This is a genomic window from Ponticoccus sp. (in: a-proteobacteria) (assembly GCF_048381735.1).
In genome coordinates this window covers 403,109-415,873 of the sequence record NZ_JBLXGL010000003.1, presented here as the reverse complement: position 1 = coordinate 415,873, position 12,765 = coordinate 403,109, and the positions used below count along the sequence as shown (strand labels likewise).

Genomic DNA, 12,765 nt, shown 5'->3' with positions numbered 1-12,765 from the left:
CTTGCCCCGCAATTTATTGACGCCGCACCCCTGCCGCAATAGGAAGCGCGCGCAATCCCCTATGGAGTTTCAAGAGATGTCCGATCTGCGCGACGCCGCGATGACTGCGAAAGCCTGGCCTTTCGAAGAGGCGCGCCGCATCCTGAAACGCTATGAAAAGGCGCCGCCCGACAAGGGGCACGTCCTGTTCGAGACGGGCTATGGCCCCTCTGGGCTGCCGCATATCGGCACCTTCGGCGAGGTGCTGCGCACGACGATGATCCGCCGCGCCTTCGAGCTGCTGTCGGATATTCCGACGCGTTTGATCTGTTTTTCCGACGACATGGACGGCATGCGCAAGGTGCCCGGCAACGTGCCGCAGCAGGACATGCTGCGCGAGCACCTTCAGAAGCCGCTGACCAAGGTGCCCGATCCCTTCGGCACACATGAGTCCTTCGGCCATCACAACAACGCCATGCTGCGGCGCTTCCTCGACACCTTCGGCTTCGACTACGAGTTCTACTCGGCCACCGAGTTCTATGCCTCGGGCCAGTTCGACGAGATCCTGCTGCGCGCCGCCGAGCGTTATGACGACCTGATGAAGATCATGCTGAAGTCGCTGCGGGACGAGCGCGCGGCGACCTATTCGATCTTCCTGCCGATCCACCCGGAAACGGGCCGCGTGCTTTATGTGCCGATCAAGCACGTCGATGCGGCAAAGGGCGAGATCACCTTCGACGACGAAGAGGGCCGCGAGTGGGTGCTGCCGGTGACCGGCGGCAACGTCAAACTGCAATGGAAGCCGGACTTCGGTGCCCGCTGGGCGGCGCTTGGCGTCGATTTCGAGATGTACGGCAAGGATCACTCGACCAATACGCCGATCTACGACGGCATCTGCCGGGCACTGGGCGAGAAGGCGCCGGAACATTTCACCTACGAGCTGTTCCTCGACGACAAGGGGCAGAAAATCTCGAAGACCACGGGCAACGGCATCTCGATCGACGAGTGGCTGACCTATGCCTCGACCGAGTCGCTGTCCTATTTCATGTTCCTCAAGCCGAAGACGGCGAAGCGGCTGTATTTCGACGTCATCCCCAAGGCGATGGACGAGTATCACCAGCAGCTGCGGGCCTATCCGACGCAGGATCTGGCGGCGCAGCTGAACAACCCGGTCTGGCACATCCACAACGGCGACGTGCCTGAATCGAAGATGGTGGTGCCCTTCTCGATGCTTCTGAACCTCGCCAGCGCGGCGGGGGCCGAGGATACCGAGGCGATGTGGGGCTTCATCCGGCGCTACGCGCCCGATGCCACGCCCGAGACGCATCCCGACCTCGACGCGGCGGCGGGCTATGCGGTGAAGTACTACGAGGACTTCGTGAAGCCCGCCAAGGTCTTCCGCGCGCCCGACGAGAAGGAGCGCGCGGCGATGGAGGATCTGGCCGCGCGCCTGACCGCGCACGAGGGCGAGACCGACGACGAGACCCTGCAATCGCTGGTCTTCGCCGTGGGCAAGGACCACGGGTTCGAGCCGCTGCGCGACTGGTTCAAGGCGCTTTACGAAGTGCTGCTGGGACAGTCGCAGGGGCCGCGCTTCGGCGGGTTCATCGCGCTTTACGGCGTGACCGAGACCGTCGCGCTGATCGGCAAGGGGCTGGCCGGCGATCTGGTGACGGAGACGCCGGAAGACACCGCCGGCTGAAACTCTGACGCGTCGTCAGGCGTGCCTTCTGGATCGGGGCGGAAAGCGGGCTAGCTTTCCGCCACCAGACAGGAGGACACCGCATGAGACGTCTTTTCCTTGGCACCCTTGCGGGGGTGATACTGGCCGGGGCGGCCTTCGCACAGGATGTGCTAAAGCCCGACCCCGCCATTCGCGACACCATCCAGGGCCAGCTTGACGCCTTCATGGCGGATGACGTCGGCGCGGCCTTCGAATTCGCGGCGCCCAACATTCGCCGGATGTTCCGCACGCCCGAGACCTTTGGTGCGATGGTGCGGCAGGGCTACCCGATGGTCTGGCGGCCCGGCGCCGTGGAATACGGCGATCTGCGCGAGATCGGGGGCTTCCTCTGGCAGCGTGTGCTGGTCACGGACAGGGCCGGGCGGCAGTTCGTGCTGGAGTACCAGATGCAGGACCTTCTCGGGGACTGGCGCATCGCCGGGGTGCGGGTGGTCCCGGCGCCCGGCATTTCGGCCTGAGCGCGTAGGGTCCGGCCCTCCCCTGACGCTCGCCCGCTTTGCGTGGCATCGACCCCGCGCCCTGCCTGTGCGGCCTGCGCCATCGCTTTCATACTGACCTGCGGGACCGGCAGCCCTGTCGCGCCGCTTGCCATGGGCGTTGCGTGCCCATCCGGGGCGCCGCGCGGTCCGGTTCAGGAGCGTTAACAACCCGTTGATACTTCCCCGTCCCGACCGGGGCCTCCGCGCCCCTTCTTGGGAAAGGGATCAGGATGAACAAGGCGATCACCGACGGGCTGGTCTTCATGCCTCAGGCGTTTTCAGGCACCAACCTTGGCCAATGGTCGCGGGGCGACGGGGTGCCGGGGTCCGACACCTACGCCAGTCTCGCCACGGCGGCCTTTGTCCCGGCGGACGCGGATTTCGGCGGCTGCCTCGAAATCCAGAAGACCGCGTCGGTGCAGAAATTGCGCTTCATGGGGCAGACACCGCTGCCCACCGGCTGCTACCTGCGCGTGACCGCGCGGGTCAAGGCGGTGGCGGGCGCGCTGCCCTCTGTCCGGATCGCGGGCTATGCGGCGCGGTCGAACGGCTCTGCGGTGCCCGGCGTCGACACCACCGGCGACGCGGTGGCGCTGGCCAGCTATGGCGCGGTGGTCGAGGTCAGTGCCATCGTCGGCGCGGGCAACCGCGAGGGCGTCGACCTGGTCTGGGGCTCTGACGCGGCCTATGGCCATTTCGGCATCGACCTGACCGGCCCGAACGGCGGCGTGGTGCGGGTCGACGACATCGTCATCGAGGACGTCACGGGGGCCTTCCTGCGGAGGATGATGAACTGGGTCGACGTGCGCGATTACGGCGCCGTGGGCGACGGGACCACCGACGATTCGGCGGCCTTCGAGGCGGCGGACGCGGACGCCAACGGGCGGCGTATCCTTGTGTCGGCAGGCACCTACCGGCTGGCCGAGACGGTGTCGATCTACAACCCGATCACTTTCGAGGGCACGGTCAGCATGCCCACCGCCGCGGTGCTGAACCTGACCAAGAACTTCGACATCGCCACTTATATCGAGGCCTTCGGGGACGAGGAACTTGCCTTCAAGAAGGCGGTGCAGTCGCTGATGAACGGCGCCGATGCCGAAAGCCTCGACCTTGGCGGGCGGCGGATCTCGGTGACCGCGCCCATCGACCTTGCCGCCTGCGTGCCCAACCGCACCAGCTATGCGCAGCGCCGTGTCATCCGCAACGGCCAGTTGCGCGCCGAGAACACCGGCAACTGGACCCCGGAGGTGGTGACCAGCACCGCGACCTATTCGGCCAGCAACAACTGGCGCCTGACCAATGTCACGAATGCCGCCAACGTACCGGTCGGGGCGCTGATCACCGGGGCCGGTGTCGGCCGCGAGGTCTACGTGCGGTCCGTCAACGTCGCCGCGCAGGAGATCACCCTGTCACAGCCGCTGTCCGACGCGGTCGGCACCCAGAGCTACACCTTTACGCGCTTCAAGTACCTGTTGGATTTCACCGGGTTCGAGCGCATCAACGTCTTCGAGCTGGAGGGGTTGGAGTTCCAGTGTCAGGGCTATGCCTCGGGTCTTGCTCTGGCGCCCATCGGGGCGGTCAACGTGATCCGGAACTGCGTCTTCAACCGGCCCGCGCAGCGCGGCATCACCTCGATCGGGGACGGCTGTCAGGGCCTTCTGGTCGACCTCTGCCAGTTCATCTCGACCGAGGGCGGGGCCGAGGTGCAGGACCGCACCACCGTCGCCATGAACGTCAACGCCAACGACGTGAAGATCCGCTCCTGCCGGGCCTCGCAGTTCCGGCACTTCGTCGTCATGAGCGGCGCGCATAACACGATCATGGGCAACCACTTCTTCCAGGGCGGCGCGTCCAACAACGGCGGGCGCACGGCGGGGATCGTGCTGACCCTGCGCGCCTGCAACACGCAGATCACCGGCAACTACGTCGACAATTGCAGCATCGAATGGACCAACGAGCGTGAGCCCGAGCCGGATTTCAGCGGCGGCTTCGGCTTCGCGGGCCTGTCGATCACCAACAACGTGATGCTGTCGTCGGATTGCGCGCCATGGTTCAGCCATATCGTCGTGAAGCCCTACGGCACCGGGCATTACATCAACGGCCTGAACGTCTCGGGGAACACCTTCCGCTGCGTGGGGACCTACATCAACCGGGTCGAGCGGGTGGATACCTCTTACGCGCCGCTGGACTTTGCCAAGATGCGCAGCGTCAGCTTTGCGGGCAACACCTACCACAATATCGAATACGGCGCGAAGAACCCGCTGCGGGTGGATCACGACCAGAACACCCATGCGACTGTCTGGGAGGTCGATACCGACAACCGCCTGCCGTTCAACGGCTACGCGATGGGGGTCGAAGGCCTTGTGACCACCACCCGTCCGCGCGACTCGGCCAATATCTCCAGGTACCACATGCCCTACACGCAGGCGGAACAGGGCGCGGGCAGGGACAGGGTCAACGTGGTCTGGCCGGAACCGATGCTTGGGGACGTGACCCTCAGCATCCGCGTGGACCGCTGACGGCAGCGTATCGGGACGGGTCCGGCGGCTTTGCGCCGGGCCCGGTTGCGCAGCCGCGCGGCGCCGGACTGTTGCCCTTGGCGCGGGGGCCGCTGCATGGCGACGGGGGGCGACGGCTCCACGGGGGCCGGGCGCGGTCCGTTCTGTGTCGCGCCCCGGCGAACCTGTCCGGCGGCACACCTCAGAACACTTTCCACAGACCCAGTTTCACGCCCAGGTTTTCGTCGGTGTGCAACCCCCATGTGACGCCGGCCTCGACGCTGAGCTGCCCTCGCAGGGGCACCACCACAGAGGTCGCGGCGCGGGCGAATTCCTCCGAAGCCCAGGGCCGCCCGGTCTGAAGCTGCATGATCCACTTCGTGCCGCTGTCGAAGGTCACCCCCCATGTCAGATCAAGCTTCAGGTCGGTCAGGCCGCTGTCGGTGCGGATCTCGGCGACGGATTCGGCGCTGAGCCAGCCCTTCGGCAGCTCCCAGCCGAGTGCCAGCCCGGGCCGGAGGACCGTCTTTCCGGAGATCTTGCCAAAGCCGAGTTGCGCGGTGGCCTGAAGGCCACGCTCCCGGTTGCGCAGCGGGTACTGCAGGAAGACCACCGTCTTGCCATCGCCGGAAACGGAGCGCCCAAGATCCAGCCCCAGCGTCCAGCGGTCGGTCAGCCCGTATTCCACGTATAGGGTGTAATACTGCTGGAACGCATTCTCGTGCCAGCGGTGCGCCACGTCCTGCGGCCAGGACAGCCGGGCATCGGCAGAGGCGAAGCCCGCGCCGCGCTCGCGCGGCCATGCGCCGGGCAGGGCGGATGTGGTGGAAAGCATAAGAAACAGGCAGGCGGCAAGCAGTCGCATGGGGGCGGCCCCGCGGTCCGGGTGGGCCATCATTGTGGGGTCATCCCGGTTAACGCAGGGTTAAGCATCGATCACCCGGTTGCGCCGACAGAAGTGCCGCGGCGCCGAAGGCCCGGTGTCGTGTCACGGGGGCTGGCAGAGCGGGGCAGCTCGGTGCAAGGTGACGCAAGGACTGGCGAGGGGTGCAGCATGGCAGGACGGGTGATCACGGTGGCGCAGCAGAAGGGCGGCAGCGGCAAGACAACGCTGGCCGCACATCTCGCCATCGGATTTCGGGCGCGGGGCCTGACGGTTGCGCTGGTGGACCTTGATCCGCAGGGCAGCCTTGGGCGCTGGTTCATGACCCGGGTCGAGGCCACGCCGGAGGCCTGCGAGGGGCTGGACTTCGCCACCTCCTCGGCCTGGGGCATCTCTTACGAGTGCCGCAAGCTTTCCGCCGCCAATGACATCGTCATCATCGACACGCCGCCCAAGGCGGACAGCGATCTGCGCCCCGCCCTGCGGGTGGCGGATCTGGTGGTGGTGCCGGTTTCCGTCAGCCATGTCGACCTGTGGGCGACCGAGGGCGTGCTGGATCTGGCCAACCGCGAGGGCCGCGACACGCTGCTGGTGATGAACCGCACCCGCAGCGGCACGCGGCTGGGGGCCGAGGTCACCGAGGCGGCGACCAAGCTGGGGGCAGAGGTGGCACAGGCCTCGCTGGCGCATCGCGTGGGCTATGCCGAGGCACTGGGCAAGGGGCTGTGCGCGCAAGAAGGCGCGCGGACCCCGGCCCGCGACGAGGTGGCTGCGCTGGTTTCCGAGGTGGCGGAGCGGCTGGGGCTGGGGTAAGCCCCGAAGCCAGGAAAGGCCGGTGCGGACCGGTCCCGTGGGCTGCGGTGAAGGCAGACGGGGCGGGCAGGCCGGCGAAGGAGAGCTGACATGACGGACCTCGATGCGCTTGCCGCGCTGATCCGCGCCGACAGCGCGGCGCGCGGGCAGACCATTTCCCGGCTGGGCTACTTCTGCGCGCCCTTCCGGCCCGCCGAGGGGCCCTTCAGCGACCGGGTGATCAAGGTCTACCGGGGCCTGACCGACCGCGCCATGGCCGAGCGCCTGCGCGACTGCCACGAAGATTACGTCGCCGCTCTGCTGGCCGGTGGCGTGCCGATGCCGGAAACGGCCTTCCACCTGCTGGAGATGGAGGGCGCCTCGGTCCCCGTCATCGTGCAGGAGGCGCTGCCGGTGGACAGCCTGATGCGCCCGCTGATGCAGGCGCAGCCTTTGCCCGAGACGCTGGCGATGATGGAGGCCGCCGGTCAGGTCATCGCCCGCTTCTGGCACTGGGCCGAGGGGCAGGAGACGCGCATCGGCTTCCATCCCTCGATCCGCAACTTCGCGATCCGGGACGGCGCGGCGGTCTTCTTCGACACCTTCCCGCCGCTGATCCATTATTCGCGCGACGAGATGGGGCGCATGTTGCTGACCTTCTCGGAAAAGCGGCTGATGCGGGTCGTGGGGCCGCTGATGCGCGCCCGCGTGACCGGCATTCAGGACGAATGGTACTCGCCACCCGAGACGCTGGTGGGGCTGGTGGGATCGGCCTGCCGCCTGCGGCCCGGGGATGCGCAGGCCTATCTCGACTGGGGGCGCGATTTCGCGCGACGCGAGATGGCGCCCTGGGCCGAGGAGGCGCTGGCGGGCATGACCGAGACGCCGAAGCTGCCGGGATACTGGACCGGTTTCCGCAAGCTGCTGGGGCTTCAGGGCGAACCCAACGTCTGAGGCGCGGCGTTTTCTTGGAAAGAAAACGGTCCGAAATCTTTGCAAGATTTCGGCGCCCCGCTCGGCGCCCCGCTCGGCGCTTGGATTCGCGGGCGCGCTGGCGTACCCCTTTGGTCCAAGCTTCGTGGACCGCTGCCCGTGACCTCCTACTTCGACCCCGGTGCGCTGATCGGCGTGCTGACCACCCAGCCGCTCGACCGCCCGCTCGACTACCGCGCGCCCGAGGGCGGCTGCCATCTGGGCGCCTTCGTCGAGGTGCCGCTGGGGCCGCGCAAGGTGCTGGGCGTGGTCTGGGGGCCGGGGCGCGGCGATTTCGACCTGTCCAAGGTGCGCTCGGTGATCCGGGTGCTGGATGCGGCGCCGATGCGCGACGAGATGCGCGCCTTCCTTGAAAAGGCCGGGGCCTACACGCTGACCCCGATGCCCGCCATGCTGCGGCTGGCCACGCGGGCGCCGGGGCTGGGCGATCCGCCCTCGATGCGCAGGGTCTACCGGCTGGGCCAGGGCACCCCCGACCGCATGACCGACGCCCGCACCCGGGTGCTGGAGGCCGCCGCCGAGATGGGCGGCCTGTCGCTGACCCTGAACGAGCTGGCCGAGGCGGCGGGGGTCACGTCCTCAGTGGTCAAGGGGCTGGTGAAGTCCGGCGCCATTCTCGAGGAGGAAAGCCCGCGCGACACGCCCTTTCCGCTGCTCGACCCCGACCACGGCGGCAAGGCCCTGACCGACGACCAGTCCGCCGCCGCCGAAAGCCTGCGGGCGGGGCAGCGGGCGGGCGGTTACGAGACCGTGCTGCTGAAGGGCGTCACCGGCTCCGGCAAGACCGAGGTCTACCTCGAGGCGGTGGCGGAGGCCCTGCGGCAGCACCGGCAGGCGCTGGTGCTTCTGCCCGAGATCGCGCTCTCGGCAGAGTTCCTGACCCGGGTCGAGGCACGGTTCGGCGCGCGGCCTGCCGAATGGCATTCCGGCGTCACCCTGACCGAACGCCGCCGGGTCTGGAAGATGGTCGCCGAGGGGCAGGCGCAGGTGGTGGTCGGCGCACGCTCGGCGCTGTTCCTGCCGTTCCGGGACCTCGGGCTGATCGTCGTCGACGAGGAACACGACACCTCTTACAAGCAGGAGGAGGGTGTCCTTTACAACGCCCGCGACATGGCGGTGCTGCGGGCCTCGATCCTCGGCGCGCAGGTGGTGCTGGCCTCGGCCACGCCCTCCCTGGAAAGCTGGGCCAATGCCGACGCGGGCAAATACAAGCGCCTGACCCTCAACGCCCGCTTCGGCGCCGCCGTGCTGCCCGAGATGCGCAGCCTCGACATGCGGGCCGAAAAACTGCCGGCGAACCGCTGGATATCCACCGCTTTGCAACACGCGATCAAGGCGCGCATGGCGAAGGGGGAGCAGGCGCTTTTGTTCATCAACCGGCGGGGCTATGCGCCGGTGACGCTGTGCCGGGCCTGCGGGCAGCAGATCGGCTGCGACCACTGCGACGCGCGCATGGTCGAGCACCGCTTTCTGAAACGTCTCGTCTGCCACCAGTGCGGGGAGAGCAAGCCCGTGCCCACCACCTGCCCGCATTGCCAGGCCGAGGACACGCTGGCCGCCGTGGGGCCGGGGGTGGAGCGGCTGGCCGAAGAGGCGGCGGAGCATTTCCCCGAGGCGCGGATCGCGGTGCTGTCCTCGGATCTCTACGGCACGGCGCGCGAGCTGAAGGCGCAGATCCTGAGCATCGCCGAGGGCGGGGCCGATGTGATCATCGGCACGCAGCTGGTGGCCAAGGGGCACAACTTTCCCAAGCTGACGTTGGTGGGGGTGATCGACGCGGACCTCGGGCTTCAGGGCGGCGACCTGCGCGCCGCCGAGCGGACCTTTCAGCTGATGCGGCAGGTGGCGGGCCGGGCCGGGCGGGCCGAGGCGCCGGGGGCGGCGCTGTTGCAGACCTACCAGCCCGAGCACCCGGTGATCCGCGCCATCCTTGCGGGCGACGAAGAGGCTTTCTGGGCCGCCGAGGCGCAGGAGCGCCGCGCCGCCGGGATGCCGCCCTACGGGCGGCTGGCGGGGATCATCCTGTCGGGCGAGGACATGGGCCGGGTCTTCGACCTGGGCAATCACCTGGCGCGGAACGATGGCGCCCTCCGGCGTGTCGGCGCGCAGGTCTTCGGCCCCGCCGCCGCGCCCATCGCGCGGGTGCGCGGGCGCCACCGGGTGCGGCTGCTGGTGAAGGCGCCGAAAGGGGTGGCCTTGCAGGCCGCGCTGACGGAATGGACCGGGCAGGTTTCGCTGAAGGGCGACCTGCGCATGGCCGTGGACATCGACCCGCAGAGCTTTTTCTGAGGCGCTGACCCTTTCGGATTGAGCGCCGGTGGCGCGCATCCCCTCTTGGGGACTGCGTCCCCAAACCCCTGTCGGGGGCGCTGCCCCCGCGCGCGGCGCGCGCCCCCCCGAGGTATTTTCGGGACCAGAGAAGTCCGGGGCGGGGCGGTTTTCGGCGGGCTTGGGCCGGCTTGCCCAAGGGGGTGACGCGAGGTGTGCGGGCCACAGGGGCGGGTCTTTTGGAGGGGTGCCTTGTTTCGCCCGCGGGGCGTCTCTACATCGCAGGGCATGAAGAAATGGATCCCCTTCGTGAAATCCGGGCCGCGGGTGCATGTGGTGCGCCTTCAGGGTGCCATCGGCATGGCCGGACGGTCCTCGATGAGCGACCGGTCGGTGGCGCATTCGCTGGAAAAGGCGTTTCGCGGCAAACCCGACGCTGTGGCGCTGGAGATCAATTCTCCGGGCGGGTCGCCGGTGCAGTCCTCGCTGATCGGAGCGCGCATCCGGCGCCTGTCCGAGGACAAGACGGTGCCGGTCTATGCCTTCGTCGAGGATGTGGCGGCCTCGGGCGGCTACTGGATCGCCAGCGCGGCGGATGAGATCTGGGCCGATCCCAGTTCGATCCTCGGCTCGATCGGGGTGATCTCGGCGGGCTTCGGGGCGCATGTCTTCCTGCAGCGGCAGGGGATCGAGCGACGGGTGCACACCGCCGGACGGTCGAAATCCATGCTGGACCCCTTCCGCCCCGAGCGCGAAGAGGACGTGGCGCGGCTGAACCGTCTGCTGGGGCAGCTGCATGAGACCTTCATCGCGCAGATCCGGGCGCGGCGCGGCGACAGGCTGGCCGAGAACCCCGACCTGTTCACCGGCGAGGTCTGGATCGGGCAGGCGGCGGTCGAGCAGGGGCTGGCCGATGGCGTCGGGCATCTCGTGCCGCAGATGAAGGCGCGCTTCGGCGACAAGGTGCAGTTCCGCCGTTTCGAGCACAAGAAACCGCTGCTGTCGCGGGTCGGGGCGCGGGCCCTGCAGGGCGCCATGGGCGAGATCGAAGAGCGCGCGGAATTCGCGCGTTTCGGGCTGTAGCGCGTGCTGGCAAAGATCGTTGCCCTCTTCCTTGTTTTCATTGCGGTGATCGCGATGTTCGGCAAACTGCGCGTTCCGGGACAGAAGCATATCGACCGTTTCCGCACCCGCCGGCTGAGCGCCGCCCCCTGCCCCGCCTGCGGGCGACACAAGATCGGCAAGGGCCCTTGCCCCTGCGGCAAGAAAGGCTGACATGGTATTCCTCTACGCTGTTCTGGGACTGCTGATCCTGCTTCTGGCGGGTGACGCTTTGGTGAAGGGGGCCGTGAACCTCAGCCTGCGCGTCGGGATCCCGGCGCTGATCGTGTCGCTGACCATCGTCGCCTTCGGCACCTCGGCGCCCGAGCTGCTGATCTCGACCCAGGCCGCGCTGATGGACGCGCCGGGCATCGCGCTGGGTAACGTGATCGGCTCGAACACCGCCAACGTGCTGATGGTGCTGGGCATTCCGGCCCTGATCACGATCATGCACACCTCGGGCCACAACACCCGGAAAAGCTATCTTCAGATGCTGGGCGCCACGGCGCTGTTCTGCCTTCTGGCGCTGCGCGAGACCTTCGACTGGATCTCCGGCCTGATCCTGCTGGCGGCGCTTGCGGTGATCCTCTTCGACCAGATCGGCCAGGCCCTGGCGCATCGCCGCGCCGGGCAGCTGGAAGAGGATCTCGAGGAACCCGAAGGCGCCGACCCCAGCATGCCGGGCTGGAAGATCGCCCTGTTCCTTCTGCTGGGCCTGATCGGCCTGCCGCTGGGCGCCGACCTGCTGGTCGATGCCTCGACAGAGATCGCGCGCATGTTCAACGTCTCGGACGAGGTGATCGGGCTGACGCTGGTGGCGGTCGGCACCTCGCTGCCGGAGCTTGCGACCACCGTCATGGCGGCCATCCGCAGGCAGGCGGACGTGGCATTGGGCAATGTCATCGGCTCGAACATGTTCAACCTGCTGGCGATCATCGGCATTGCCTCGCTGATCGCCCCCATGCCCTTCGAGCTGCCCGAGCTGGCCTTCGATCTGGGTGTCATGGTCGCGGCGGCGCTGCTGCTGGTGCCCTTCGTCTTCCTCAAGCGCGACCTGACGCGGCTTTGGGGCGTGGTCTTGTCAGCGCTTTATCTGGGCTATGTCACCCTCGTACTGATCTGAGGAGTGACGATGACGGGACGGGCGCTTGTCACCGGCGGGGCGCAGAGGCTGGGCCGCGCCATGGTGCTGGATCTGGCGCGGCGGGGCTATGACGTCGCGGTGCATTACCGCGGCTCGGAAGAGGCCGCGACGGGGCTTGCGGCAGAGATCGGGGCCATGGGGCGGCGCGCCGTGGCGCTGCAGGCCGACCTGCTGGACGAGGCGCAGGTCGGCGCGCTGGTGACGCGGGCGGCGGAGGCCCTGGGCGGGCCGCTGACGGTGCTGGTCAACAATGCCTCGATCTTCGAACATGACGATCTTGCAAGCGGCACCCGGGCCAGTTGGGATCGCGCGCTGGAAAGCAACCTGCGCGCGCCGGTGGTCCTGACGCAGCGCTTTGCCGCGCAGGTGCCGGACCCCCTGCGCGACGCCGGGGGCGAGCCGGTGGCGCAGGGGCTGGTGGTCAACATGATCGACCAGCGGGTGCGCAAGCTGACGCCCGAGTTCATGAGCTACACCATCGCCAAGACCGGCCTCTGGGCCTTCACCCGCACCGCCGCGCAGGCGCTTGCGCCGCGCGTCCGGGTCAATGGCATCGGCCCGGGTCCGACCCTGCGGGGCGGGCGGCAGAGCGAGTCCGACTTTGCCCGCCAGCGCGCCGCCACGGTGCTGGGGCGCGGCTCGGACGTCGAGGATATCGTCGGGGCGCTGGGGTATTTCCTGGGGGCCAAGGCGGTCACGGGCCAGCTGCTGTGCGTCGACGGCGGCCAGCATCTGGGCTGGGAAACGCCGGATGTGACGGGGGTGGAATAGGCCGCCCCCAGCGGTCGCGCAGGGCGCGGCGCGCGACACTTCTGCACCGGTCACGGGGCTGACGCAAAAGCGTTACGGAAATGTTAAGAAACTCAAGGGCTTGTGTCGGGACA

The 12,765-nt window shown here is 68.2% G+C and carries 11 protein-coding genes; 10 read left to right on the top strand and 1 reads right to left on the bottom strand.

Annotated features, from left to right (window positions below):
* Positions 1-76: 76 nt before the first annotated feature.
* From ACN5KJ_RS09080 to ACN5KJ_RS09070, 3 genes are all read left to right on the top strand, one after another.
* Positions 77-1,681 carry a lysine--tRNA ligase gene (locus tag ACN5KJ_RS09080; protein WP_418593433.1) on the top strand — a complete coding sequence of 535 codons (1,605 nt, stop codon included), beginning with the start codon at positions 77-79 and terminating at the stop codon, positions 1,679-1,681.
* An 83-nt stretch (positions 1,682-1,764) separates the two neighbouring features.
* Positions 1,765-2,181: a DUF4864 domain-containing protein gene (locus tag ACN5KJ_RS09075; protein ID WP_418593432.1), complete on the top strand. Its 417-nt coding sequence runs from the start codon at positions 1,765-1,767 to the stop codon at positions 2,179-2,181.
* A 251-nt stretch (positions 2,182-2,432) separates the two neighbouring features.
* Positions 2,433-4,721, top strand: coding sequence for a glycosyl hydrolase family 28-related protein (locus tag ACN5KJ_RS09070; RefSeq protein ID WP_418593430.1), 2,289 nt, complete (start codon positions 2,433-2,435; stop codon positions 4,719-4,721).
* 181 nt (positions 4,722-4,902) lie between these two features.
* Here ACN5KJ_RS09070 and ACN5KJ_RS09065 read toward each other — a convergent pair whose 3' ends face one another.
* Complete coding sequence (locus tag ACN5KJ_RS09065; RefSeq protein ID WP_418593428.1) at positions 4,903-5,565, bottom strand: hypothetical protein; 663 nt, start codon at positions 5,563-5,565, stop codon at positions 4,903-4,905.
* 189 nt (positions 5,566-5,754) lie between these two features.
* Between ACN5KJ_RS09065 and parA the strand changes: the two genes are divergently transcribed.
* The 7 genes from parA to ACN5KJ_RS09030 all read left to right on the top strand — a co-directional run bounded on the left by parA (position 5,755) and on the right by ACN5KJ_RS09030 (position 12,652).
* Entirely contained in the window at positions 5,755-6,396 is a 642-nt protein-coding gene (gene parA, locus ACN5KJ_RS09060) for a ParA family partition ATPase (RefSeq protein WP_206564155.1), read from the top strand.
* A 90-nt stretch (positions 6,397-6,486) separates the two neighbouring features.
* Positions 6,487-7,329, top strand: a complete 843-nt coding sequence (locus ACN5KJ_RS09055; protein WP_418593427.1) for a DUF6206 family protein — start codon at positions 6,487-6,489, stop codon at positions 7,327-7,329.
* Between the two features lie 138 nt (positions 7,330-7,467).
* Complete coding sequence (locus ACN5KJ_RS09050; RefSeq protein WP_418593425.1) at positions 7,468-9,657, top strand: primosomal protein N'; 2,190 nt, start codon at positions 7,468-7,470, stop codon at positions 9,655-9,657.
* 267 nt (positions 9,658-9,924) lie between these two features.
* Complete coding sequence (locus tag ACN5KJ_RS09045; protein ID WP_347165839.1) at positions 9,925-10,719, top strand: S49 family peptidase; 795 nt, start codon at positions 9,925-9,927, stop codon at positions 10,717-10,719.
* A gap of 3 nt (positions 10,720-10,722) precedes the next feature.
* Positions 10,723-10,911, top strand: a complete 189-nt coding sequence (locus tag ACN5KJ_RS09040; RefSeq protein ID WP_347165838.1) for a hypothetical protein — start codon at positions 10,723-10,725, stop codon at positions 10,909-10,911.
* A gap of 1 nt (position 10,912) precedes the next feature.
* Complete coding sequence (locus tag ACN5KJ_RS09035) at positions 10,913-11,860, top strand: calcium/sodium antiporter (protein WP_418593423.1); 948 nt, start codon at positions 10,913-10,915, stop codon at positions 11,858-11,860.
* 9 nt (positions 11,861-11,869) lie between these two features.
* On the top strand, positions 11,870-12,652 hold the full coding sequence (locus tag ACN5KJ_RS09030; protein ID WP_418593422.1) for an SDR family oxidoreductase: 783 nt from the start codon (positions 11,870-11,872) through the stop codon (positions 12,650-12,652).
* Positions 12,653-12,765 lie beyond the last annotated feature (113 nt).

Bases quoted from the DNA above. Each gene is read 5' to 3' on its own strand.
- ACN5KJ_RS09080 (WP_418593433.1), top strand. From the start codon at position 77: ATGTCCGATCTGCGCGACGCCGCGATGACTGCGAAAGCCTGGCCTTTC.
- ACN5KJ_RS09075 (WP_418593432.1), top strand. From the start codon at position 1,765: ATGAGACGTCTTTTCCTTGGCACCCTTGCGGGGGTGATACTGGCCGGG.
- ACN5KJ_RS09070 (WP_418593430.1), top strand. From the start codon at position 2,433: ATGAACAAGGCGATCACCGACGGGCTGGTCTTCATGCCTCAGGCGTTT.
- ACN5KJ_RS09065 (WP_418593428.1), bottom strand. From the start codon at position 5,565: ATGCGACTGCTTGCCGCCTGCCTGTTTCTTATGCTTTCCACCACATCC.
- parA (WP_206564155.1), top strand. From the start codon at position 5,755: ATGGCAGGACGGGTGATCACGGTGGCGCAGCAGAAGGGCGGCAGCGGC.
- ACN5KJ_RS09055 (WP_418593427.1), top strand. From the start codon at position 6,487: ATGACGGACCTCGATGCGCTTGCCGCGCTGATCCGCGCCGACAGCGCG.
- ACN5KJ_RS09045 (WP_347165839.1), top strand. From the start codon at position 9,925: ATGAAGAAATGGATCCCCTTCGTGAAATCCGGGCCGCGGGTGCATGTG.
- ACN5KJ_RS09035 (WP_418593423.1), top strand. From the start codon at position 10,913: ATGGTATTCCTCTACGCTGTTCTGGGACTGCTGATCCTGCTTCTGGCG.
- ACN5KJ_RS09030 (WP_418593422.1), top strand. From the start codon at position 11,870: ATGACGGGACGGGCGCTTGTCACCGGCGGGGCGCAGAGGCTGGGCCGC.